The sequence below is a fragment of the Bradyrhizobium sp. HKCCYLS1011 genome (assembly GCF_051167795.1).
In the GTDB taxonomy this organism is placed as follows: Bacteria; Pseudomonadota; Alphaproteobacteria; order Rhizobiales; family Xanthobacteraceae; genus Bradyrhizobium.
Window position 1 is genome coordinate 706,530 of the sequence record NZ_JBNPTT010000005.1, and the last position, 22,365, is coordinate 728,894.

Here is a 22,365-nt window from a genome sequence, read left to right on the forward strand (position 1 = left end):
CCCCACCGGCATCCGCACCTGTGAACTTGAAGAGCGGGTGATGAAACCGATTGGGCTTCAGATTCGCCGCGCGCGCATTGAACTGGATCAATGTGCGCGGTCAACACGCGACGTCGACACTTGCGACAGCAAGCGCGCTCTGGCGGACGTCACGTCTCCGTGTCGTCGGACCAGGGCGTCGCGGATTTGGCGAAGTTGCGCCACGCCTGGCGCAAGGGCGCTTCAACGCCGAGCATGGCGTGCGCCTGCCAGCCGGCGATGGCGGCGGCTGCGATCGCGCCATCGGTCGATGTCAGGTCCAGTCCGGACAGCAGACCTGCAGTGACCGCCATGTCGTTATAGTGGCCGAGCTCCTCCTGCAGGTCGGCGAGTTTCTCGGAATATTTCTTGGTCGATTTGCGCTCGGCATAGAAGGGCAGCAGAAAGTCGACGCTGTAGCGCAGCTTCTTCAAGGCGAGCCGCACCCGGTGGCGCTCCTCGGCCGGCAGCGCCTTGAAGTGTCGTCCGCGCTTGAGCACTTTCTGGTGCCGCTCCGAGAGAATGTGACCGGCGAAGCCGATCGCGGGCTCGGCCAGTTGCCCGAGCGTCTCCGGCGTGACGTCGGCGCGCCAGCCGCGGGTCTCGATCCATTCGCCCAGTCCCAGGATGAAGGTCGCACAGCGGCGGTCAGCCAGCGCATGGCGCAGCTTGCGGTAGCCGAGATTGCGCTGCTTTTCGGCCAGCTCGCGCAAGGTGTCGAAGCCGGCAATGGTCGGACAACCCTCGGCGATGGCCGGCAGCGTCGCGGTGAGGAACACGTCCCAGTCGCGCGCCGCCGAGAGACTTTGCGCAAGCCACCGCGCATCCGTCAGCAGGCTGGTCAGCTTGCCGTTGGTGCCGACCGGCTGCATCAGGTGCAACGCCGCTCGCAGGCGGCGCAACGAGACGCGCAACTGATGCACGCCTTCCGGGTTGCGGCCGTCTTCCGCTGACGGCATCGCCTGCAACAGATGGTGGAAGCAGCCGCGCAGGATGCTGGCGAAGGTTTCGTCGAGCGACACCGCCGGATCAAGGTGGAGCTTGCGCGGCTTCTCCGCGCCAGGCGGCCGATCCGCGGCGAGGTCATAGCCGCGCGCGGACTTGCTGCGGATCGAGGGACGCAGCCTGCCGTGCTCGGACAGCCTGAGCGCGATCTCGTAGATCGCAGCCGGACTGCCGCTCTTCAACTCCAATTCGATCTCGCTGACTGGAGCGCTGCGCTCGCTGGCCGTGAGGGCGCCGTGATCAAACGCGATCTCGACCGTGCCGGACGGCAACTCGATCAGGCGCGTGTGGCGATGGACCTGGGCGATGAACACTGTCTCGAGCGCGGCGGCTTGCAATTCGCCACGCAGCTCCTCCGGAATCAGTGGCGTTGCCAGCGCAAGGTCGGGCGCGAGCGAAGGCACGCTGGCCTCCCATTCGCCACGGCGCAGCGGGTCGTTGCTGCGCTGCGCCTTCACGGTCTGCACGAAGCGGGCGCCGCTCTGGCGCACCCGCAAGCTCAGGCCATTGCGCCACAGCGTACGCTCGGGCGTGTCGTAGTAGACCGACTTCAGATGTTTGCGCGTGCCCTTGTTGCGCGCATGCGCGGTGATCACAGCGGCGTCGTTGAAGTCGGCCAGTTGATCGGGATCGACGAGCAGCTTCAGCTCGATCTCGCTCCCGGGCGTAGCCGGGTTGGGCAGCACGACATCGCTTGTTGTCGCGGGCGACGGTGTGCTCGGAGCATCGCCCGTTGCGACAGGAGCAGCTTCGGCCTCGGACGCCGCAGCAGGCTGCTTCGCCGTCGCGGAGAGATCCTGGTCGGGCATGGCGCCGTTGTGGCGCGGTGCGGCGTGGTCGGGTCCAGGAACAGCGTGAGCGCTGCCGCGGACCGATGTCGTCGCATCAGAATCGGGCATGATAAGTCTGTAACAGTTTCATGACAGCTACCCTCAAGCTATAGCCGATACGCTCGCAAAGTAACAGACGAAACATGCCGGCAGATGACGGCTGTGATCCGGTTGTGCACGCTGTTGCGCGATGCGCTTTTTGTCAGACACATCAGCGGCGTAGATGGACGTCGGAGCCGGACCTGCGACCGATCGGCGCAAGCCGTGCAAAAAAGGCAGGGTGTGCAGAAAAAATTGCCGCTGGTCGCTGAGGCCATTCCACGAACAGAGAGAGCAAATGTTGCGCCGGAACACCAGAGCGCTGCGCGGGTCCGGCCCGCGCCTGCCGGAACCTGACGTCAGCTCCGAACATTGCATCTGGGAATGCGTCTCACATGACGTGCGCGCATGCCACTGATCTGTATGGAGACGTTGATGGCAGGGGATGGGGCCGATGCTGCCGATCGTCCAAGCGCAGGCATTGAACGGGCCGGGCAAGGCGGCCGGCCGCGATCTCCGGCAGTGCGCCGTCTCTTGATGATCATCAATCGCGGCAGCCGCGCTGGTGGTGAAGCGGCCGGCGTCGCCGTCTCGCGGCTCACCGCCGCAGGGTTTGATCTCATGATCTCGGCCCCGCACAGCCCGCGCGAAGTAGCACCCTGGATCGAGGCGCATGCCGATGGCGCTCAAGCCGTGGTCGTGGCCGGCGGCGACGGCAGTCTCAACGCGGCGGCGCCCGCGCTGGTCAAGACCGGCTTGCCGCTCGGCATCATTCCAGCCGGCACCGCCAATGATCTCGCGCGCACGCTCGGGCTGCCGGACACGATGGAAGCTGCAGCCGACGTGATTGCGACGGGTCACCAGCGCCAGATCGATCTCGGTGATGTCAATGGTCACATGTTCTTCAATGTCGCGAGCCTCGGTCTTTCCGCCGAACTCGCGCGACAGCTAACGCGCGAAAGCAAGCGCCGGTTCGGCCGTGCGAGTTACGTGCTGACCGCGTTGAAGGTGCTGCTCAATGCGCGCCCGTTCCGCGCGATGATCGTCTCCGACGAAGGCGCGGCGCGCGTCAAGACCTTGCAGATCGCGGTCGGTAATGGCCGTTACTACGGCGGCGGCATGGCCGTGGAGCACAGTGCCGAGATCGACGATTCCCATCTCGATCTCTATTCGCTGGAGATCGGCCAGGTCTGGAAGCTGCTGGCAATGGCCTATGATTTCCGCAAGGGCCGGCACGGATTGTGGCGCGAGGTGCGGGCCACGCGCGGGCCGGCTTTCGAGGTCCGCACCCGCAAGCCGCGGCCCATCAACGCCGACGGTGAGCTCGTGACGTTCACGCCGGCCCGCTTCTCCGTGCGGTCGAAGGCGGTCAGCGTGTTCGTGCCTGCGCCAGTGCAGTCGTGATCACCGGCGCGGGGAAGGTTGTGCCGGTCATGGCTGTGGCTTCGATCTGCCGGCGGCAGGCCACATCCGCGCCAGTGTCTCGTCCTTCAGCACGAGCGCATGCCAAAGCGTGGCGGCGATGTGCAGCCCAACCGCGACATAGACCAGGTAGGCGAGCGTGTCGTGCGCGATCTCGCCGTTATGCGCGATCGCCTTGTCGCCGGCAAACAGGCGCGGCCAGCTAAAGGTGCCGAAATATTTCAACGAGTAGCCACCGGCGGAGGAGAACATGTAGCCGGTGACCGGCATCGCGAACAGGATGAGATAGAGCGCCCAATGATTGAGCCGCGACGCGAGCCGCACCATCGGCCCGAACGATCTTGGCTCCGGCGGCGCGATTGTCCTCGCACGCACCATCACCCGCAGGATGGCGAGAACGAGCAGCGTGATGCCGAGCGATTTGTGCAGCTCCAACAGTTCGCGTCGCGGCGAGGTGCCGGGCGGTTGCAGTCCGCAATAGAGCCCGATCAGCATCGCCGCGATGAACAGCGCCGCGGTGGCCCAATGAATCCAGCGCAACAACGGATCGTAGGCGGCGGTCTCCGACATCATGGCATCCTCAGCACGAACGAGTCTGCGAGGAGCCATAATGCGCCGGAGACAGCAAGTCGAAGCGCCTGAGGTCGACGAGATCGTGTGGGACAACCTGGCGCAGGTGATCTGTCGTCACGACTAGGTGATCTAAATTGGGCCGTGACGCTGCGCCCTCACAGCCGACCGATCTGCGTTACTTGGGCTTCTCCCACGCCAACTTGACCTTGAAGTCGGCTTTGCCGTCGCCGGCGACGACCCAGAGATCGCATTTTCCGCTCAAGGAGGCGCCGAACTCCATTTCCACCTTATCGGGCAACCGTTGCAGCCGCTTCAGCGCATCCTCAAGGGCGCCGACCAAATGTGCCAAGGACCCGAGCGCGGCCTTGAACTGCTCGCTGGTGGCTGTCGCGATCTCCTCGCCGATCCCAACCTCTGCGAGCCCTGCCGTCGGCTCCTTGCCAAAATGGACTTTCGCGCCATCGGGAAATTCCACTATCATTCTTGCGGGCATTTTCATTTCCCTAAAAGCAATGATTGAGCAGGCTCTTGTCTATATCCATTCAGTGTCAGCGACGCCACGCTTTGTTGGCTGCGGCGCGTTGATCGAGGGTGGTTATGTGGCGACCTGCCGGCATGTCTGGCGCATGGCGACCGGGCTGGGAGCGGAAGCTTTGCTGGAGCGAGCACCAGGAGAAGCGGCGGTTGTCGAGATCATCTATCCGCGATCGCTCGAGGAGAACGGAAAACCTGCACGCTCGTCAGCCGCGCTGGCCGATCTGTGTGAGGGGCAATATCCCGTACCCGATCTCGTCCTGCTGCGTCCTGAGATCATCCCGACCAGGGGAACCAGAATCTTACCGCTCGCGTCGCATGATCGCTTTCAGTCGGGCAAAGGTTACGCGATCGCTGGTCGGCTGGAGGACGAAAGCAATCCTGCAACTCTCAGATCCGTCGAAATCGAAGGTAAACTAGCTGATCACGACGGAACGGACGGACGACGCGAGTTCAAGGACTGCAACCCGAGTGCCTATTGGTTCAAGCGAGGGTCCAGTGGTTCGCCCGTGTTCAAGGACGGCGGCGAGCAACTCGCCGGAATTCTCAGTCTCTCCGAATTGGAGAGCAATCGGCGCGAAGCCTTTGTCGTCCCCGGCACCGTGATCCGATCCCATGCGGCCCGATTGACTGCTGCCCCTGTCGCTCACAACAAGCACCTCGCGGTCGAGGACCTGCAGCCTGTTCTCGATGCTCTCGGCGCGCAGGACGTCCCACTGGCGCAAATCCCCGAACGAATTACGACATTCATTGCCGAGGCACGTGCTCGGGCCGACAAGGCTGTACCTCGCTCCAAGGAGGGGGCCGATATCGATGCCGCATTGGCCGCTGCGCGGGCGAGTCTCGGCAAACTCGATGCCGCTGGAGCTCAGACCTTACTGAGTACGAAGATCGCAGAAGTCGAGACCGTGTACAGGCAAAGATTATTGCCCTTGCTGAGAGAAAAGGTGGCGGTCGCAAAGCTCTCATATGACTATTCGGAAGCAAAAATTGCGTTGCGAGGAATTCTTGAGCTCGATCCCGACGACGCGTGGACTTGGATTGACCTCGGTGAGCTCTGCCTGACAATGGGTTCCCTTTCAGATGCCGAGCCAGCGTTTCGGGAGGCTCTGGAATCGGCGGAGCGAACCGGGGACAAACAGGCGGAAAGCGCTGGATTCGACTGCCTCGGGGAGGTCTTGATGACGCGAGGCAACCTAGATGAAGCGCTAAGATGTTTTCGCAGCGGTCTCGACGTAAGCCAATCCTTGGCGCAAACAGAGCTCACCAGCCTCAAGCGGCGAGGCAGTCTGTCGTCTTTGCACAACAGGATCGGTGATGTCCTGAAAGACCAAGGCAAGCTGGACGAAGCTCTGAACAGCTACCGCGATGGCTTCGCAATCGCTGAGCGCTTCGCGCAAGCCGATCCCGCCAATGTCGCTTGGCAGCGCGACCTGTCAGTCGCGTACGACGTGATCGGCGACACCTTAGTAGACCAGGGCCAACTCGAAGATGCGCTGAAAAGCTATCGCGCCGGTCGCGCCATCATTGAGCCTCTTGCGAAGACTGATCCCACCAATACCATATGGCAGCGTGATCTGTCTATTTCCTATTCGAAGATTGGCGATATCCTGAAAGAGCAGGGCAAGCTCGACGATGCACTAAAAAGCTTCCGCGACGACCTCGCGATAATGGAGCCGCTTTCGAAGGCGGCTCTTACCAACACTGTATGGCAGCGCGATCTTGCTCTCTCCTACTACAGGATCGGCGACATCCTGAAAGAGCAGGGCAAGCTCAGCGATGCACTGGAAAATTATTCCGACGGCCTCGCCATCGTGGAAAGTCTTGCGGCGGCTGACCCCAGCAACACTATATGGCAGCGCGATCTGACACTCTTTTACTATCGGATCGGCGATATTTTGAAGGACCAGGGCAAGCTTGAGGATGCATTAAGACGGCATCGCGATGATCTTGCCATCGCTGAGAGCCTTGCGACCGCTGATCCGACCAACAGAACTTGGCAGCGCGATCTCGCTCTATCCCACTACAGGATCGGCGATATCCTGCAAGATCAGGGTAGACTTGACGATGCGCTAACGAGCTATCGCAACGGCCTCACTATCACGCAGAGTCTCGCTGTGGCTGATCCCACCAACACCATTTGGCAGCGCGATCGGGCTGCGTCGTATCACGGGATCGGGAATATCCTGAAGGATCAGGGTGATTTCGATGGTGCGCTGGAGCTTTGTCGTGATGGTCTGGCAATCGTGGAGAGTCTCACCAAGGCAGACCCAGCCAACACTACTTGGCAGCGCGATCTGTTCGCCGCCCACGCAAACATGGGCGAGGTCCTAAAGCGGCAAGGCAAACTCGACGATGCTATGAAGCACTTCCGTGAAGGCCTCGCCGTCTTGGAGATTCTTACGCAGGCTGATGCCGAAAACGGCTCCTGGCGACGCGATTTGGTTGTCTACTACAATAGGATCGGCAGCGCCCTGGAAGAGCAGGGCAGGCTTGATGACGCGTTAGAAAACTACCGCCATGGCCTCGCCGCTATGGAGACTCTTACGCAGGCTGATCCTAAAAACATTACTTGGCGACGCGATCTAGCCTTGTCCTATTCAAATATCGGCGACGTTCTGGCTGAACAGGGGAAGCTTGACGATGCTCTGACAAGCTACCGCGACAGCCTCGCGATTATCGATCCTCTGACGCAGTCCGATCCAACCAATTCGACATGGCGGAACGATTTGCAGTGGGTCCGCGAATGCATCGCGGCCGTGTCGAGTAAGAGAGGCGATGCTCCTGAAATTGGAGGTAGTTCTGCGGAGGATTGAACGACGATCTTCTTGGCACGCTCTCCAGACGTTCGCTTGCTCCAGCAGGGAACGTAGTTGGGGCCATGCGCAGGTACGCGGGCGGTCCCATCACGCATCGAGTGTGCACGGCCCCGCGTGGGGAGGGCTCCCCGCCTATTCCCCTGCAGTCCGTTCGTTGCAGGGAACAGTCGCCTCACGCCGCTCCGAACACGCGCCCGAAGATCGTGTCGACGTGCTTGAGGTGATAGCCGAGGTCGAACTGCTCGTCGATCTCGGCGTCGCTGAGATACTTCTTCACGTCGGCATCGTTCTTCAGCAGCGTCTTGAAGTCGCCTTCGCCGCGCCAGACCGGCATCGCGTTGCGCTGGACGAGCTTGTAGGCGTCCTCGCGGCTGGCGCCCTTCTGGGTCAGCGCGATTAGCACGCGCTGCGAATGCACCAGGCCGCCGAGGCGATCGAGATTCTTTGCCATATTGGCGGGATAGACCAACAGCTTCTCGATCAGGCCGGCGAGGCGTACCAGCGCGAAGTCGAGCGTCACGGTGGCATCGGGACCGATCATGCGCTCGACGGACGAGTGAGAAATGTCGCGCTCGTGCCAGAGCACCACGTTCTCCAGTGCCGGGGTCACATAGCCGCGCACCATGCGGGAGAGGCCGGTGAGATTCTCCGACAGCACCGGGTTGCGCTTGTGCGGCATCGCCGACGAGCCCTTCTGCCCCTCGGAGAAGAACTCCTCGGCCTCCAGCACCTCGGTGCGCTGCAGGTGACGGATCTCGGTCGCGAGCCGCTCGACCGAGGAGGCGATCACGCCGAGCGTGGCAAAATACATCGCATGACGGTCGCGCGGGATCACCTGGGTCGAGATCGGTTCAGGCGTGAGCCCCATCGCCTTGGCGACGTGCTCTTCGACCCGCGGATCGATCTGCGCGAAGGTGCCGACCGCGCCCGAAATCGCGCAGGTCGCGATCTCCTTGCGCGCGGCGACCAGCCGGTCGCGAGCGCGGGAGAACTCGGCATAGGCATAAGCAAGCTTCAGCCCGAAGGTGACGGGCTCGGCATGGATGCCATGAGAGCGGCCGATGGTCGGCGTCATCTTGTGTTCGAAGGCGCGCGTCTTCAGCGCGGCCAACAGGCGGTCGAGGTCGGCAAGCAGCAGGTCGGCGGCGCGGGTGAGCTGCACGTTGAGGCAGGTGTCGAGGACATCCGACGAGGTCATGCCCTGGTGCACGAAGCGCGCCTCGGGCCCGACGATCTCGGCGAGATGGGTCAGAAAGGCGATGACGTCGTGCTTGGTCTCACGCTCGATCTCGTCGATCCGCGCGACATTGAAGACGGCGTCCTTGGCCTTGGCCCAGATGGTCCTGGCGGCGTCCTTCGGGATCACGCCCAATTCCGCCAGCGCGTCCGCCGCGTGTGCCTCGATCTCGAACCAGATCTTGAACCTGGTCTGCGGTTCCCAGATCGCGGCCATTTCGGGACGGGTATAGCGGGGGATCATCGGCGGCTCCGAAGCGAGGCGGCCGGGGAGCGAACAGCAGCCCGGCGAGATTGTTTTTACGCTGCGCTTTAGCAGAGCGGGTTTGGCGAGACAAACAGGGCCGGTCAAAGAGGTGAGGAAAGACTCTGGCGGACTATAATACCAATCACCGAATATTGAGTGACAGATATTGAAATCTGTCAGCGAGAGATGCTATATCAGCTACCCAAGACACTGATACTGAAGTCACCCCGGCTCGCTGGCCATCGACCAGGGGTCAGGGCACGTTAAGGACGCCATCGATGAAGTTTGAAAGATTTTTTCCCAACGCACAGTTCGAGCACTGGCTCAATGAGCAGGTTGCCCGTCACCTGGAGGCTCAGGCTGCGACGTTCCGGCCCGCGGATCGCAAGGACATGGGACGATTGATCCATGTCGAGGCGGCTCCGGCGAAAGAGGGTATGGTGCGCGCATGAACGAGGCTGTGGTTCTGACATCCGAGCGAATCCTCGAAGTCACCGAGGATGTGTTGCGCCGTTATGGGCTCGCCAAGGCCACGGTCGTTGACGTGGCGCGGGCGCTCGATGTCAGCCACGGCAGCGTCTACCGGCATTTTCCGAGCAAGGCGTCGCTGCGTGAAGCGGTGGCGAAGCGCTGGCTCGATCGCGTCAGCGAGCCTCTGGAGCAGATCGCCGCGGAGTCGGGACCGGCGCCCGTGAAGCTGGAGCGCTGGTTGCGGGAGCTGGTCGACGCCAAATACAGACGGGTCTCCGAAGATCCCGAGATGTTCGCGACCTACCTGACCCTGGCGCGCGAGGCGTGCAAGGTCGTGAGGGCGCATAAGGAGCAGCTGGTTGTCCAGGTCGAGCAGATCCTATCCGAGGGAGTCGAACAGGGTGTGTTCCGGATCGACGACGTCAAAGCGGCAGCCGGCGCGATCTTCGATGCCACAAGCCGTTTCCATCATCCGGCCCATGCCGACGAATGGAAGGATCCGGCGCGCGCGGCCCGGCTGGACGCCGTGCTGACGCTCGTGCTTCGCGGCCTGGGAGCCGCGCGGAGCTAGAGGCGACAATCAGCCCGAAGCCGCGGCCCCCGCGCAGGATTGCCTGAGCCGGGACGCCAGAATTTCAAAGCTGCGCTGTCGCGCGACCTGATCGTAGATCAGCGTCAGTATCGTCAGTTCGTCCGCCGCCGTCTCGGCGATCAGCCTGTCGAGTTCGCCGAACACCCGATCGGGCGCGCCGACCACAGCAAGCGGCAGCGCCTTTGCCAGCGCCGCGCGTTCCTCCACGGTCGAGACGGTCTCGATATCAGCCACCGGGCGCTGCAGCGGTCCCGGAGTGCCGCGCAGACGCGCCAGCATCATCAGCTGCAGCGACGTGAAAAGGTATTGGGCGGTCGCGTCATCGTCGGCGGCGATGACGACGACGCTGATCGCCGCATAAGGCCGTTCGAGCTGATCGGAGGCACGAAAATTCGACCGATACTCGGCGAGGGCCTGGCCGACCAGATGGGGCGCGATCTGGGTCGCGAACACGAACGGCAGTCCCAGTGTGCCGGCTTCGGCGGCGGAAAATGTCGACGATCCCAACAGCCAAAGCGGCACCTGCAGGCCGCTGCCGGGCACGGCCTGGACTTCCTGCCCCTCGGCCGGAGCGCGAAAGTAGGATTGCAGCTCGCGCACGTCGGACGGATAGCGCTCGCGCGCTTCGGGCGCCAGCCGCAGAGCGCGCGTCACGATCGCTTCTCGTCCGGGCGCGGCGCCCACCGCGCGGCCCAGCCCGAGATCGATGCGGCCGGGATGCAGCGAGGCCAAAGTGCCGAACTGCTCGGCAACGATCAGTGGCACGTGGTTCGGCAGCATGACGCCGCCTGCGCCGACCCGGATCGAGCGGGTGTGACTGGCAATGTGGGCGATGACCACCGGCGTCGCCGAGCTTGCGACCATCGGCGCATTGTGATGTTCCGCCACCCAGAAGCGGTGGTAGCCGAGCTCTTCGACATGCGCTGCCAACTCAGTGGCCTGCAGCAGCGCATCCCGCGGCGTCTCGCCCTCTCGGATCGGACAGAAGTCGAGAACCGAAATCGGAAGCTTCGATAATTTGGCGCTCATTCCTCGGTGCTAGTCAAAACATCGCTTGGCATGAAGGGACGTTTGGCTACCGGCGTAACGCCGGGCATCACGTCTGTGTTGTTCTCTCCGTCGACGGACGCGCCGTGGGCTCCGATCGTGGTGCTACAGCTCGGTCAGTCCGCTGGCGACGGCGAGCCGCACCAATTGCGCATCGGTCTGCGCGCCGGTCTTGGCCTTGACCAGATAGTGATAGTTCTGGACCGTCTTGACGCTGAGATGGAGATTGGCGGCGATCTCTTCGGTGGTGAGGCCCGCGGCGAGCTGGCGGAGGATCTCGATCTCGCGATCGCCGAGCCGGTCGAGCATGGTCTGCGCGCCGTCGAGACTGTCGGCGGCGAGCGCATGGGCAACGTCGTCGCTGAGCGCCCGCTCGCCACTGATGACGCCGCGGATCGCCCGCACCAGCGCCGCCGGCTCGCTGCTCTTGGTGACATAGCCGCTGGCGCCGGCATTAAACGCGGCCTTCACCAGCGCTGCCTCGCCATGCATGCTGAACACGAGGATGCGGGCTTGGCCGTCGCGCGCGCGGATGTTGCGGATCGCCTCGATGCCGCTCGCGCCCTTCATCGAGATATCCATCACCACGACATCGGGCGCGTGCGCCTTGTAGGCGGCGTAGGCGGCTGCGGCGCTGTCGGCTTCGGCCACGACCGCAAAGCCGTCCTGGCTTTCCAGCACCCGCCGATAGCCCTGCCGGACCACCGGGTGGTCGTCGACCAGCAGAATGGTGATGCGGGTCGGCTCGGACATCGTGGGCGGCTCAGGCGGCAAGCGGGATGGTGGCGGCGACGCGAAGCCCATGCGCCGCACGTCCAATCGACAAGGAGCCGCCGACCGCGGCGATCCGTTCGCGGATGCCGGTCAGGCCAAAGCCCTTCGATTGCGACAGCTGCGCGGTGTCCCCGCCGCCATCGTCTTCGATGCAGATCACGAGCGCGCCATCGGGGCCGCTACGCCGCTCCACCTTGAGCGAGATCTCGCTGGCCGTGGTGTGGCGCAACGCATTGGTGAGGCATTCCTGGGCGACGCGATAGGCGGTGACGGCGACGGGACCCTGGATGTCGGCGAGATCGCCCTGCAGGTCGAGCCGGATGGTCGGCCGGGCCGCATGCTGGCAGTTCTCGGTCAAGGCGACCAGGCCGGCCGTGAGCCCCAGCTCCTCGGCAAGCGGCCAGCGCAGCCGGCTCAGCGTGCCGCGCAGGCAGGCCATCAGATGGGTGACGGCCTGCGTGATCATCCGCGCGTCTTGGGCGGCGCGCATCTCCCGCTGCGCGGTTTCCGTCTCGATCGTGCTGGCGAAGGCGAGGATGGCGGTGAGGTTCTGCCCGAACTCGTCGTGCAGTTCGCGCGCCAGCGCCCGGCGTTCCTCGTCTCTGATGTCGAGCAGCCGCTCGGTCAGCGCGGCCCGCTGCTCAGTTGCCTGCGCCAGCCGGTTGCCGAGCTCGGTCACCGCCTGGCCGATCATCGCAAGCTCCATCGAGCGGAAGATGGGCAGAGCGGGGCGGTGCTCGCCCTCGGCCATGCGTTGCAGCGCGGTGACGATGGCACGGGCCGGCGCCAGCGCATGCGCGATCGCGAGCGAGGCGAGCAGCCCGATCGCAAGCGCCATCGCGAGTGCCACGCCAAAGCTGTCCTGGATGCGCTGCCAGGCGAGCTGGATCGCAGCCTCGGGATCGGCGATCGCCGAGACCGTGCCGGCGGTGGTCGTGCGCGCGCTGATCGACTGCGCGACCGCGCTGTGGTCGCCGAGCAGCCCCTGCACCAGGGCGGCGAACCAGCGCGGTGGTGCCTCGCCCAATCCCTTGCTCTGGCCGCAGAGCGGCTTCTCAAAGGCGGCCTGCGGCTGGAATTGAATGCAGATGCCGGGCGCGATCAGCTTCATGGTCTCGGTGGTGCGCCAGTCCGGAACCGGCAGCAGATGCTCACGGTTCCTGCTGCTATGCAGCAAGAGCTCGCGCCAATACAGCGCTTCCAGCGCGTGCGACACCCGTTCGGCCGAGGCGGTCGTGGCGCGGTCGACACTGCGATAGGCATCGACAGTGACCCACGCGGCCGCCGCGGCCACGCACAGCACGACGATCAGGGCCAGGCGGGCGATGAGCTGAAGCACCAGGCGCATGCGGTCCCTCCACCTTGGTTTTGCCGACCGTAACACACCGGCTGACTCCGCCAAGCGGAAGCACTGCAGCAAAGCTGAGATCGGGAAATTTGCCCAACGCCTTCAGGGCATATCTCTTTGGACGGAGCCATGAGGCTCTGCTTAACTCGCCGCCGCGGTTCGCACGCAGGGTTGCGAACTGGAATTTCAGGGGAGGTGGAACGCATGAGCGCGGTCAGCAGTATCGAGGGGCCGACGGCCGTTGCCGATGCGCCCGAGCGCGGACCGCTCCTGCTGTGGATGATCTTCACCGGGTTGTCGGTGTTCGCCGCGGTGCTGCTGTGGCGCTATGGCCTGATCCATCTCATGCTGGCCTCGGACCGCACCTACATATCGAGCGTGATCGTCGTTCTCTACGTCGTCACCTGCGTGCACTGCTTCTGGCGCACCCGCGTCATTGCACGCGAGGCGGACGCGGCGCGGCGCTGCCGCGCCATCCTTACCACGGGCGATGCCGCAAAAGTCCTCGATGCCAATGCGCGTGGGCTTCCCGCAGGGCTCGTGAGCGATCACATCCGAAGCCTGGTGACCAAGGCCGACACGCAACGCGGCGGGCGCATCGACCAGACCCTGCTGCTGCGGACGCTGGCGGATCGCCTGCGCGGCTCCAACGGCTTCGGCGGCTTCGCCTCCGACACGCTGATGAAGCTCGGCCTGCTCGGCACCATCATCGGCTTCATCATCATGCTGGCGCCGATCGCCGGCCTCGACGTCTCCGACAAGCTGGCGATGAAATCCTCGATGGGGCTGATGAGCGACGGCATGGCGATTGCGATGTACACGACGCTCGCAGGGCTGGTCGGCTCGATCCTGGTCCGCATTCAGTACTACATGCTGGATGCAGCGACGCAGCGCGTGTTCTCCGACGCCGTGATGCTGACGGAAACACGGGTCACGCCGCTGCTGGAGCGTCCCTGATGATGGACGATTTCGGGCTCTATCCGCGTGATGAGCAGTTCGATCCGTTCAGCGTGATGCTGTTCAAGGCGCTGCAGATCGTCGCGTTCTTCTTCTTCATTGCGGTGCTCGCGATCTCCCCTGACGCCAAGGACGGCAAGGTCGACACCAAGGCCGAATTCATCATCACGCTGGACTGGCCGGACAATCACCCCGATGATCTCGATCTGTTCGTGCAGGACCCGCTCGGCAACATCGCCTGGTACCGGCATCGCGAGGCTGGCTTCCTCACGCTCGATCGTGACGATCGCGGCGGCGCCAACGACTTCATCCTGGTCAACGGCATGAAGATCCCGTCGCCGATCCGCGAGGAGATCGTGACGGTGCGCGGCATCGTGGCCGGCGAATACACCGTCAATGTCTCGCATTTCCAGGCGGTGGCCGGCACGCCGGTGGACGCGATGGTGAAGGTGCAGAAGCTCAATCCGACCGCGCAAGTGATCTTCGACGACAAGGTGACGCTCGACCACACCGGCGACGAGAAGACGGCGCTGCGCTTTCGGCTCGACGCCGAGGGTAAGGTGGTGGACGTGCAGCGCCGGCCGAAATCGCTGCTCGAGACCTTCCGGAACGTCCGTGCCAACGGCGCCGACATCGATCCGAAAACCGGCGTGAGGATGTTGCGGCAGTGACGAACCTGCAGACCGTGATCCTGATGCTGTCAGCATGCTACGCGCTGATCGGCGCGCTCTTGCTGCTGGTCCTGGTCTATGCCCGGCTGCCCTGGCCGGCCAAGGCCACCGCCGTGATCGTGACCAGCGCGTTCTATGTCGGCAGCTTCGTCGGCGCGCGCGGCCTGATGGGATGGGCCAGCATCGACCCGCTGCCGCCGCGCTTCAAGCTGCTGCAGACGCGGATCGTCGACCCGCATACGGTGGACGGTGATCCGGGCTCGGTCTATCTCTGGGTCGAGACGCTCGACGACGATAACCGGCCGAGCGGCGTGCCGCGGGCCTATCGGCTGCGCTACAGCGATACGCTGGCCGAGAAGGCCCAGCATGCCTCCGACCAGATCGCGGCCGGACATCCGCAGGGCGGCCGCGCCGCCGATTTCGGCACCGGCGAGGGCGGCATCATCGATGCCGCACGCGAATACATCCTGCCCAAGACCATCCTTGAAACCTCCGGCGGCGATCCTTCCACCGGCGAGTTCAAGGCGGCAAAACAGGCCGGCGACGGCGTCTCGTTCACCCCGCTGCTGCCGCCGCGCATGCCGCCCAAGGACGAGCAGGAATAGGTTCGACGATGCGGTCTCTCTTCACCATCGCCTTGGTGTATCCTGCTTGATATTGCTCAACTCCCGTGCGAAGGGCGCGGGTAGGGTGGGGCAGGAGGAAGCGGGTGCTGCTGGCGTTTTTCTCGGATATCCACGCCAACCGTCAGGCATTTGCTGCGTGCCTGGAGGTGGCGCGCGCCAAGGGCGCTGAGCGCTTCATCTGCCTCGGTGACATCGTCGGCTATGGCGCCGATCCCGAATGGTCGGTCGACACCATCATGGCGCTGGTCGAGCAGGGCGGCCTCGCGGTGCGCGGCAATCACGACAATGCGGTGGCGGTCAGCAGCGAAAACATGAACGCCGAGGCGCAAGCCGCGATCGAATGGACCCGCGGTCGGCTCAGCGCCGCACAGCGCCGCTTTCTCGCCGAGCTGCCGATGATGGTTCCCGACGACGATCGGCTTTACGTCCATTCGGAGGCCTCGAGCCCTGCGCGCTGGCGCTATGTGCAGTCGACCGCCGACGCCGCGCGCAGCATGATCGCGACCGATGCCCAGGTGACCTTCTGCGGTCATATCCATCGTCCGACTCTGTATTCGATGTCGGTGACCGCCAAGATGACGAGCTTCATCCCGACCTCGCATGCGCCGATCCAACTTTTGCGCGGGCGGCAATGGCTGGCGGTGGCAGGCTCCGTCGGTCAGCCGCGTGACGGCGATCCGGCGGCGTCCTTCGTCACCTACGAGACCCAAACGCGCGAGATCACCTATTGCCGCGTGCCTTATGACATCGAGACGGCGGCGGCGCGCATCCGGGCCAACGGCCTGCCGCCCTGGCTCGCCGAGCGGCTTGCGATCGGACGGTAAGCGCCATGCCGAAATCCGCTCTCCAGCCCGGCGCCGTGTTCGATGGTTTCACCATCGGCGAATGCGTGCATGCCGGCGGCATGGCGACGTTGTGGAGCGTGACCCATGCCGACATCGCTTCGCCGCTCTTGATGAAAGTCCCGCGCGTCGCGGAGGGTGAAGACCCGGCGGCGATCGTCAGCTTCGAGATGGAGCAGATGATCCTGCCGAAGCTGTCGGGCCCGCATGTGCCGGCCTGTTTCGCCACCGGCGATTTCGCCACCCAGGCCTATGTCGTGATGGAGCGCATCCCCGGCGATACGCTCTACAAGCGGCTGCCGGAGCTGCCGCTGTCCTATGAAGAGGCTCGAGTCCTGGTTGGGAAGATCGCAACCGCGCTCGCCGACCTTCACCGTCAGCACGTGATCCATCACGACATCAAGCCGTCGAGCATCATGTTCCGGCCCACGGGCGAGGCGGTGCTGATCGATTACGGGCTGTCGTGCCACCGGCATCTGCCTGATCTCCTGCAGGAGGAATTCCGGCTGCCCTACGGCACCGCGCCCTACATGCCGCCGGAGCGGCTCATGGGGACGCGCTCGGATCCACGCAGCGATTTGTTCGCGCTCGGCGTGCTGCTCTATTTCTTCACGACGGGCATGCGGCCGTTCGGCGAGACCGAGACCTTGCGCGGCATGCGGCGCAGGCTGTGGCGCGATCCCTATCCGCCGCGACAGCTGAAGAGCGACTATCCGCCCTGGCTGCAGGAGATCGTGCTGCGCTGTCTGGAGATCGAGCCGGTGTGGCGCTATCCGACCGCTTCACAGCTCGCCTTCGATCTCGGCCATCCCGACCAGGTCAGGCTGACCGCGCGCGCGGAGAAGACCAAGCGCGATCCGCTCACCACGGTGTGGCGGCGGCGCTTCAACCGCGGGCTGGTCCAGCCGGAAATCAAATCGGACGTCGCTGTGCAGCTTGCGACGAGCCCGATCGTCGCGATTGCGATCGATGTGGCTGAAGGCGCCGACGAACTCAACGGCGCGCTGCGCGTCACCGCAGATCGCATCCTGGCGACGCTGCCATCGGCGCGGCTCGCCTGCGTCAACGTGCTCAAGCTCGGCCGCATCACCATCGACCGTACGCTCGACGAGCAGGGCAACAACAAACATATCGACCGCATGGTGGCGTTGAAGCACTGGGCCTCGCCGCTCAAGCTCGACGCCAGCCGTTTGACGGTCCATGTGCTGGAGGCGATCGATCCGGCCACCGCGATCCTCGAATTCGCGGAAGTGAACCACGTCGACCACATCATCATCGGCGCGCGGCGCGACTCCGTCTTGCGCGCGCTGCTCGGCAGCGTCTCGGCCAAGGTCGCGGCTGAAGCCAAGTGTACCGTCACCGTGGTGCGGCCGCCGCGCCTTGTCGCGCGCGCGGACGAGGCTGCGGACACAGCGACGACGCAGGCTGCGTCCTAAGCAAGGTCGCTAATCCCGTTAGCACTACCCATGTGGTGACTGGCGGCATCGCCGGTACCCTGATCGGCTCCGGCGCCGGCGTGCAGCGGACTACCCGCTGATCGCGGTGGCCTGGATCCTGACCTTGCCGGCGACGATTGCAATCTCCTGCGGGCTGTTCTTCCTCCTGTCCTGAACTTGACGGCAAAAGCGGCAGGACAGGCTGCAAAATGAGGCGCGGCCCGCGTTGCTTTTCATCAGTTCCCCATCCAAAGTGATTCGTTCAGCCGGCGCGGCCATGCGCCGCAGGATTCAGGGGGACTTTCATATGACGGCAACGGATGCGGCAATTGCGGGTGCCACGCGCGGCAGAGGCAGCCTGTTCGGCTCGCTGTTCGTCCAGGTGGTGGCAGCGCTTGTTCTCGGCATCCTGATCGGCGTCGTTGCGCCGGAGATGGGGCAGGCGCTGAAATTCTTCAGCGACGCCTTCCTGAAGCTGATCTCGATGGTGGTCGCGCCGATCGTGTTCTGCGTGGTGGTGCACGGCATCGCCAGCGCCGGCGATCTGCGCAAAGTCGGCCGGGTCGGGGTCAAGGCGCTGGTGTACTTCGAGGGCATGACCACGATCGCGCTCGCCTTCGGCCTGGTGCTGGCGCTGATCTTCGGCCCGGGCCACGGCATGAATATCGACGTCAGCAAGCTCGATCCGAAGGTGCTGACCAGCTTCGCCGACAATGCGCACAAGCTGCAGGGCGGCGGCTTGAGCAGCTTCATCCTCAATATCATTCCCTCGACCGCGTTCGATGCCTTCGCCCGCAACGACGTGCTGCAGGTGCTGTTCTTCGCGGTGATCTTCGGCGTCAGCCTGGCGCTGGTCGGCGAGCCGGCCAAGCCGGTTGTCACGTTCATCGACACCACGGCCAAGGTGCTGTTCCGCGCCATGGGCCTGATCGTGCGGGTGGCGCCGCTCGGCGTGCTCGGCGCGATCGGCTTCACCGTCGGCAAATACGGCATCGGCTCGCTGCAGCAGCTGTTGACGCTGGTGGTGCTGTTCTATCTCTCGGTCGCGCTGTTTGTCGTGATCGCGCTCGGCACCGTGATGCGGTTGGCCGGCCTGAGCCTGTTCAAGTTCCTGCGCTACCTGAAAGAGGAGCTGATGATCGTGCTGGCGACCGCATCGTCCGATGCCGTGCTGCCGCAGATCATGCGCAAGCTTGAGGCGATGGGCGTCAAGCAGGAGGTGGTCGGCCTCGTCATCCCCACCGGCTATTCGTTCAACCTCGATGCGTTCTCGATCTACCTGACGCTCGCGGTGGTGTTCATCGCACAAGCCACCAACACGCCGCTGTCCATCCCCGATCTCCTGCTCGTGCTTGGCGTCTCGCTGATCACGTCGAAGGGCGCGCATGGCGTGCCGGGCTCGGCGATCGTGATCCTGGCCGCCACCTTGAGCGCGGTTCCCGCGATCCCCGCCATCGGCCTCGTGCTGGTGCTGTCGATCGATTGGTTCGTCGGCATCGCCCGCGCGGTCGGCAACCTGATCGGCAATTGCGTAGCGACCGTCGTGGTGGCGGCCTGGGAGAACGATCTCGACCACGCCAAGGCCGTCGCCGTGCTCGACCGCGGCAGCTCGGATGAGGTGGAGTATCAAGGCGCGTGATTTGGCCGTCTCGCGTGACGCTCCGTGCGCGAGACAGCGTTGGAAATGACGGACCCGTAGCCCGGACGAGCGCAAGCGACATCCGGGGGCCGCACGAGCCGCACGGAGACCCGCATGTCGCTGTCACTCATGCGGGCTACGTACTGCTTACATCTTTATGCCTGGAGCAGGCTCACCGGAATGGCCGCAGGGCCATGTGGCGGTTGGCGTCCTTGTAGAGCAAATAGCGGAAGCGGCCGGGGCCGCCGGCGTAGCAGGCCTGCGGACAGAAGGCGCGCAGCCACATGAAGTCGCCGGCCTCGACCTCGACCCAGTCGCGATTGAGCTTGTAGACCGCCTTGCCTTCGAGCACGTAGAGCCCGTGCTCCATCACATGCGTCTCCAGGAACGGGATCACCGCGCCGGGCTGGAAGGTGACGATGTTGACATGCATGTCGTGGCGCACGTCGAGCGGATCGACGAAGCGCGTGGTGGCCCAGCGGCCATCGGTGTCGGGCATCGCGACGGCCGGGACGTCGGCCTCGTTGGTGACGAAAGCGTCCGGCGTAGGAATGCCCGGCACGGCCTGATAGGCCTTGCGGATCCAATGGAAGGTCGCAGGGCCCGTACCGGCGTTGCGGAGCGTCCATTGGCTCGCCGGCGGCAGGAAGGCATAGCCGCCGTGGCGCAGGCGATGCTCAACGCCGGCCAACGTCAGCGTGATCTCGCCGCCGACCACGAACAGCACGCCCTCGGCCTCCGTATCCGGCTCGGGCTTGTCGCTGCCACCACCGGGCGCGACCTCCATGATGTATTGCGAGAACGTCTCCGCAAAGCCGGAGAGGGGGCGTGCAATCACCCAAACCCGGGTCTTGTCCCAGAACGGCAGCGCCGAGGTGACGATGTCGCGCATGACGCCCTTGGGGATGACGGCGTAAGCCTCGGTGAAGACGGCGCGCCCGGTCAGAAGGTCGGTCTGCGGCGGATGCCCGCCGCGGGGAATGAAATAGGGCTCGTCCATTCTTATGCTCCAACGCCCGCGTCGCGGTGTTACTTCGGCATCAGCGACAGCGGCTGATCCAGCCACACTTCCTCGAGATTGTCAGCACCGAGGCGGTCGACGACCAGGAAGCGCTCGCCTTCCCCCAGCACCAGCAGCGGATGGTGCCAGGCATTGCGCGCATAGTTGACGCCCTGCCGGCCGCTGGCGGTAAAAGTGCGATAGCTGGAGGGATCGCGCGGATCGTCGCAGACCAGCACCAGCCAGGGCTTGTCCTGCAACGGCATGAACAGCTGGCTGCCAAGCGGGTGCCGCTCCATCAGCTTGATCTCGATCGGCTGCGGACGCGGTTTCGCTTCAAACCAACTGATGTTCACCGCGGCGCCGCCGCTGGTCACGTCGATATTGGCAAGGCCGTTGAAACGGCGCGCAAAACCCTGGTTGATCTCGATCGGCCCAGCGCCGTCGATCTCGACGACGTCGCCGAACCGCGCGAACGCCGCCTTGGTCAGGGGCTCCGGCTTGATCTCCACCATGTCCGTCTCAGATCGCCTCACCGCGGGCCATCGCTGCGGCGCTGCGGATGGCGGAGATATTGCTGCGATAGGAGTCCATGGTGCCGCCCTTGAACACGGCAGATCCGGCGACGAAGGCGTTGGCGCCGGCCGCGGCGAGCGGTCCGGACACTTCGGGCCCGACGCCGCCGTCGACCTCGATGTCGATTCCGCGGCCCGCGACCATCGCCCGCAGATCCTGGATCTTGCCGACCGCGGACGGAATGAAGGCCTGGCCACCGAAGCCCGGATTGACCGACATGATCAGCACGAGATCGATCATGTCGAGCACATATTCGATGACATTGAGCGGCGTCGAGGGATTGAGCGAGACGCCGGCCTTCTTGCCGAGCGCGCGGATCGCCTGCAGCGAGCGATGCAGATGCGGGCCGGCTTCGGCATGGACCGTGATGTGGTCGCAGCCGGCCTTGGCGAAGGCCTCGAGATAGGGATCGCAAGGGCTGATCATCAGATGCGCGTCGAACACCTTCTTGGTGTGCGGTCGCAGCGCCTTGATGACGTCGGGGCCGTAGGAAATATTCGGCACGAAGTGGCCATCCATCACATCGAGATGGATCCAGTCGGCGCCGGCGGCGTCGACCGCACGGACCTCTTCGCCGAGCTTGGAGAAGTCGGACGCCAGGATCGACGGCGCAATGACGAGCGGACGCGGCATGAAGGCTTGGGTCAAGGCGTTGTCTCCCGGCGAATTGATATGAGAAGCGCCCTAACATGCAGGCGCTGTTCCGGCAACGCGGCCCGGCAAAATCTACCCGCTACGGCACCAATTGCCCGGTCCGCCGCGCGCGTCGACCGAGAAATATCGCGACATATCAATCGTTTGACCGGCCGTTCGGCGTTGGCACGACACTTGCGAAACATTCGGCAACGTTGATTGCCGCGAGATGCTGCGGCGTTGTTTTCGGAGTCCTGCCATGTTGTTTGCGCTTGGGGCCGCTGCGTCGATCCTTGACAGCCTGCAGTCGTTGGGCTCGTCGAAGTCCGGCTCGGGGCAATCGAACGGCTCCGGCTCGGGCCCGTTCGATTTTCTCGGAGGCTCCGGCTCGGCAAGTTCGTCGGCGAATTTCACACCCTGGCAGCCGAGCGCCGGCGGCTCGGTGCAGATCTCGCCGACCACCATGAGCGCCCTGATCTCGGCGCAGAGCCAGTCCGGAACGAGCGCATCGGGGACGACATCCTCCAAGGATCCGCTGCAGGACCTGTTCTCGCAGCTCGACGCCAATGGCGACGGGCAGATCAGCAAATCCGAATTCGAGAATGCGCTGGGCGCCGGCGGCACCAATGTCGCGAATGCCGACAGCGTGTTCGGCAAGCTCGACAGCAATGGCGACGGCAATGTCAGCCTCGACGAGCTGAAATCGGCGCTGAAAGGCGGCCATCATGGCCACCATCACGCCGCGAGCTCCGAGGACAGCAGCGGCTCCGGCAGCAGCGGTTCGAGCAGCGATCCGCTGATGCAGGCGCTGTCGGGCGCATCCAGCAGCTCGACCAGCAACAGCGACGGCTCGACCACGACCACCATCACCTATGCCGACGGCTCCAAGGTGACGATGACGCTGCCGGCGGCATCGACCAGCGCGAGCTCGGCGACCTCGTCGTACAACCTGATCGAGAAGCTGATTCAGCGTGAGTCGAACGCGTTGTCGAGCTCCGCGTCCTCGACGGCCGCGGTCAGCGCCTGATTT

Annotated in this window: 22 protein-coding genes; 11 read left to right on the forward strand and 11 right to left on the reverse strand. The window is 64.3% G+C overall.

The genetic code is table 11. The features are described from left to right. Positions 1–149 precede the first annotated feature (149 nt). Entirely contained in the window at positions 150–1,922 is a 1,773-nt protein-coding gene (locus ACQR1W_RS20245; protein ID WP_434852430.1) for a CHAD domain-containing protein, read from the reverse strand. A gap of 405 nt (positions 1,923–2,327) precedes the next feature. Here ACQR1W_RS20245 and ACQR1W_RS20250 point away from each other — a divergent pair, with 405 nt between their 5' ends. After that, complete coding sequence (locus ACQR1W_RS20250) at positions 2,328–3,296, forward strand: lipid kinase (RefSeq protein WP_434852431.1); 969 nt, start codon at positions 2,328–2,330, stop codon at positions 3,294–3,296. A 27-nt stretch (positions 3,297–3,323) separates the two neighbouring features. On the opposite strand, the gene ACQR1W_RS20255 is transcribed toward ACQR1W_RS20250, so the two are convergent. Continuing rightward, positions 3,324–3,887 (reverse strand): cytochrome b, encoded by a 564-nt coding sequence (locus ACQR1W_RS20255; protein ID WP_434852432.1) that lies wholly within the window; start codon positions 3,885–3,887, stop codon positions 3,324–3,326. Between the two features lie 175 nt (positions 3,888–4,062). Beyond that, positions 4,063–4,380, reverse strand: a complete 318-nt coding sequence (locus ACQR1W_RS20260) for a CU044_2847 family protein (protein ID WP_434852433.1) — start codon at positions 4,378–4,380, stop codon at positions 4,063–4,065. A 19-nt stretch (positions 4,381–4,399) separates the two neighbouring features. Between ACQR1W_RS20260 and ACQR1W_RS20265 the strand changes: the two genes are divergently transcribed. Next, entirely contained in the window at positions 4,400–7,237 is a 2,838-nt protein-coding gene (locus ACQR1W_RS20265) for a tetratricopeptide repeat protein (protein ID WP_434852434.1), read from the forward strand. A gap of 175 nt (positions 7,238–7,412) precedes the next feature. Here ACQR1W_RS20265 and purB read toward each other — a convergent pair whose 3' ends face one another. Further along, positions 7,413–8,720, reverse strand: a complete 1,308-nt coding sequence (purB, locus tag ACQR1W_RS20270) for an adenylosuccinate lyase (RefSeq protein WP_434852435.1) — start codon at positions 8,718–8,720, stop codon at positions 7,413–7,415. Positions 8,721–9,001: 281 nt separating this feature from the next. Here purB and ACQR1W_RS20275 point away from each other — a divergent pair, with 281 nt between their 5' ends. Further along, positions 9,002–9,175 carry a hypothetical protein gene (locus ACQR1W_RS20275; protein WP_434852436.1) on the forward strand — a complete coding sequence of 58 codons (174 nt, stop codon included), beginning with the start codon at positions 9,002–9,004 and terminating at the stop codon, positions 9,173–9,175. After that, positions 9,172–9,765 (forward strand): TetR family transcriptional regulator, encoded by a 594-nt coding sequence (locus ACQR1W_RS20280; protein ID WP_434852437.1) that lies wholly within the window; start codon positions 9,172–9,174, stop codon positions 9,763–9,765. Before ACQR1W_RS20275 ends, ACQR1W_RS20280 begins: the two co-directional genes overlap by 4 nt. Positions 9,766–9,774: 9 nt before the next feature. Here the strand turns inward: ACQR1W_RS20280 and ACQR1W_RS20285 are convergent, their stop codons facing one another. From ACQR1W_RS20285 to ACQR1W_RS20295, 3 genes are all read right to left on the reverse strand, one after another. Then, on the reverse strand, positions 9,775–10,815 hold the full coding sequence (locus ACQR1W_RS20285; protein ID WP_434852438.1) for an LLM class flavin-dependent oxidoreductase: 1,041 nt from the start codon (positions 10,813–10,815) through the stop codon (positions 9,775–9,777). A gap of 123 nt (positions 10,816–10,938) precedes the next feature. Beyond that, positions 10,939–11,586: a response regulator gene (locus tag ACQR1W_RS20290; protein ID WP_434852439.1), complete on the reverse strand. Its 648-nt coding sequence runs from the start codon at positions 11,584–11,586 to the stop codon at positions 10,939–10,941. Positions 11,587–11,596: 10 nt separating this feature from the next. Beyond that, positions 11,597–12,955: a histidine kinase gene (locus ACQR1W_RS20295; protein WP_434852440.1), complete on the reverse strand. Its 1,359-nt coding sequence runs from the start codon at positions 12,953–12,955 to the stop codon at positions 11,597–11,599. A gap of 204 nt (positions 12,956–13,159) precedes the next feature. Between ACQR1W_RS20295 and ACQR1W_RS20300 the strand changes: the two genes are divergently transcribed. The 5 genes from ACQR1W_RS20300 to ACQR1W_RS20320 all read left to right on the forward strand — a co-directional run bounded on the left by ACQR1W_RS20300 (position 13,160) and on the right by ACQR1W_RS20320 (position 17,487). Next, on the forward strand, positions 13,160–13,912 hold the full coding sequence (locus tag ACQR1W_RS20300) for a MotA/TolQ/ExbB proton channel family protein (protein WP_008970291.1): 753 nt from the start codon (positions 13,160–13,162) through the stop codon (positions 13,910–13,912). Then, complete coding sequence (locus ACQR1W_RS20305) at positions 13,912–14,583, forward strand: hypothetical protein (RefSeq protein WP_008970292.1); 672 nt, start codon at positions 13,912–13,914, stop codon at positions 14,581–14,583. The genes ACQR1W_RS20300 and ACQR1W_RS20305 overlap by 1 nt, the downstream gene beginning before the upstream one ends. Then, the gene (locus ACQR1W_RS20310; RefSeq protein WP_434852441.1) at positions 14,580–15,188 is read left to right on the forward strand and encodes a hypothetical protein; all 609 of its coding nucleotides are present in this window, start codon (positions 14,580–14,582) and stop codon (positions 15,186–15,188) included. The genes ACQR1W_RS20305 and ACQR1W_RS20310 overlap by 4 nt, the downstream gene beginning before the upstream one ends. Before the next feature lie 104 nt (positions 15,189–15,292). Next, entirely contained in the window at positions 15,293–16,033 is a 741-nt protein-coding gene (locus ACQR1W_RS20315) for a metallophosphoesterase family protein (RefSeq protein ID WP_434852442.1), read from the forward strand. A 5-nt stretch (positions 16,034–16,038) separates the two neighbouring features. Continuing rightward, a complete protein-coding gene (locus ACQR1W_RS20320) occupies positions 16,039–17,487 on the forward strand; it encodes a serine/threonine protein kinase (RefSeq protein ID WP_434852443.1) in 1,449 nt (482 codons plus the stop codon). Positions 17,488–17,577: 90 nt separating this feature from the next. Here the strand turns inward: ACQR1W_RS20320 and ACQR1W_RS20325 are convergent, their stop codons facing one another. Continuing rightward, complete coding sequence (locus ACQR1W_RS20325) at positions 17,578–17,766, reverse strand: hypothetical protein (protein WP_434852444.1); 189 nt, start codon at positions 17,764–17,766, stop codon at positions 17,578–17,580. A 28-nt stretch (positions 17,767–17,794) separates the two neighbouring features. On the opposite strand from ACQR1W_RS20325, the gene ACQR1W_RS20330 reads away from it, so the two are divergent. Beyond that, on the forward strand, positions 17,795–19,126 hold the full coding sequence (locus ACQR1W_RS20330; RefSeq protein ID WP_434852445.1) for a dicarboxylate/amino acid:cation symporter: 1,332 nt from the start codon (positions 17,795–17,797) through the stop codon (positions 19,124–19,126). 172 nt (positions 19,127–19,298) lie between these two features. Here the strand turns inward: ACQR1W_RS20330 and ACQR1W_RS20335 are convergent, their stop codons facing one another. The 3 genes from ACQR1W_RS20335 to rpe are packed head-to-tail and all read right to left on the reverse strand — an operon-like array spanning position 19,299 to position 21,350. Next, complete coding sequence (locus ACQR1W_RS20335; RefSeq protein WP_434852446.1) at positions 19,299–20,126, reverse strand: bifunctional allantoicase/(S)-ureidoglycine aminohydrolase; 828 nt, start codon at positions 20,124–20,126, stop codon at positions 19,299–19,301. A gap of 29 nt (positions 20,127–20,155) precedes the next feature. Then, positions 20,156–20,641: an ureidoglycolate lyase gene (locus ACQR1W_RS20340; protein ID WP_434852447.1), complete on the reverse strand. Its 486-nt coding sequence runs from the start codon at positions 20,639–20,641 to the stop codon at positions 20,156–20,158. A gap of 7 nt (positions 20,642–20,648) precedes the next feature. After that, positions 20,649–21,350 (reverse strand): ribulose-phosphate 3-epimerase, encoded by a 702-nt coding sequence (rpe, locus tag ACQR1W_RS20345; RefSeq protein WP_434852448.1) that lies wholly within the window; start codon positions 21,348–21,350, stop codon positions 20,649–20,651. A 244-nt stretch (positions 21,351–21,594) separates the two neighbouring features. Here rpe and ACQR1W_RS20350 point away from each other — a divergent pair, with 244 nt between their 5' ends. Then, positions 21,595–22,362 carry an EF-hand domain-containing protein gene (locus ACQR1W_RS20350; RefSeq protein ID WP_434852449.1) on the forward strand — a complete coding sequence of 256 codons (768 nt, stop codon included), beginning with the start codon at positions 21,595–21,597 and terminating at the stop codon, positions 22,360–22,362. Positions 22,363–22,365 lie beyond the last annotated feature (3 nt).

Coding starts and splice junctions, on each gene's coding strand:
- ACQR1W_RS20245 (WP_434852430.1), bottom strand. CDS start 1,922: ATGCCCGATTCTGATGCGACGACATCGGTCCGCGGCAGCGCTCACGCT.
- ACQR1W_RS20250 (WP_434852431.1), top strand. CDS start 2,328: ATGGCAGGGGATGGGGCCGATGCTGCCGATCGTCCAAGCGCAGGCATT.
- ACQR1W_RS20255 (WP_434852432.1), bottom strand. CDS start 3,887: ATGATGTCGGAGACCGCCGCCTACGATCCGTTGTTGCGCTGGATTCAT.
- ACQR1W_RS20260 (WP_434852433.1), bottom strand. CDS start 4,380: ATGCCCGCAAGAATGATAGTGGAATTTCCCGATGGCGCGAAAGTCCAT.
- ACQR1W_RS20265 (WP_434852434.1), top strand. CDS start 4,400: ATGATTGAGCAGGCTCTTGTCTATATCCATTCAGTGTCAGCGACGCCA.
- purB (WP_434852435.1), bottom strand. CDS start 8,720: ATGATCCCCCGCTATACCCGTCCCGAAATGGCCGCGATCTGGGAACCG.
- ACQR1W_RS20275 (WP_434852436.1), top strand. CDS start 9,002: ATGAAGTTTGAAAGATTTTTTCCCAACGCACAGTTCGAGCACTGGCTC.
- ACQR1W_RS20280 (WP_434852437.1), top strand. CDS start 9,172: ATGAACGAGGCTGTGGTTCTGACATCCGAGCGAATCCTCGAAGTCACC.
- ACQR1W_RS20285 (WP_434852438.1), bottom strand. CDS start 10,815: ATGAGCGCCAAATTATCGAAGCTTCCGATTTCGGTTCTCGACTTCTGT.
- ACQR1W_RS20290 (WP_434852439.1), bottom strand. CDS start 11,586: ATGTCCGAGCCGACCCGCATCACCATTCTGCTGGTCGACGACCACCCG.
- ACQR1W_RS20295 (WP_434852440.1), bottom strand. CDS start 12,955: ATGCGCCTGGTGCTTCAGCTCATCGCCCGCCTGGCCCTGATCGTCGTG.
- ACQR1W_RS20300 (WP_008970291.1), top strand. CDS start 13,160: ATGAGCGCGGTCAGCAGTATCGAGGGGCCGACGGCCGTTGCCGATGCG.
- ACQR1W_RS20305 (WP_008970292.1), top strand. CDS start 13,912: ATGATGGACGATTTCGGGCTCTATCCGCGTGATGAGCAGTTCGATCCG.
- ACQR1W_RS20320 (WP_434852443.1), top strand. CDS start 16,039: ATGCCGAAATCCGCTCTCCAGCCCGGCGCCGTGTTCGATGGTTTCACC.
- ACQR1W_RS20325 (WP_434852444.1), bottom strand. CDS start 17,766: ATGGCCGCGCCGGCTGAACGAATCACTTTGGATGGGGAACTGATGAAA.
- ACQR1W_RS20330 (WP_434852445.1), top strand. CDS start 17,795: ATGACGGCAACGGATGCGGCAATTGCGGGTGCCACGCGCGGCAGAGGC.
- ACQR1W_RS20335 (WP_434852446.1), bottom strand. CDS start 20,126: ATGGACGAGCCCTATTTCATTCCCCGCGGCGGGCATCCGCCGCAGACC.
- ACQR1W_RS20340 (WP_434852447.1), bottom strand. CDS start 20,641: ATGGTGGAGATCAAGCCGGAGCCCCTGACCAAGGCGGCGTTCGCGCGG.
- ACQR1W_RS20350 (WP_434852449.1), top strand. CDS start 21,595: ATGTTGTTTGCGCTTGGGGCCGCTGCGTCGATCCTTGACAGCCTGCAG.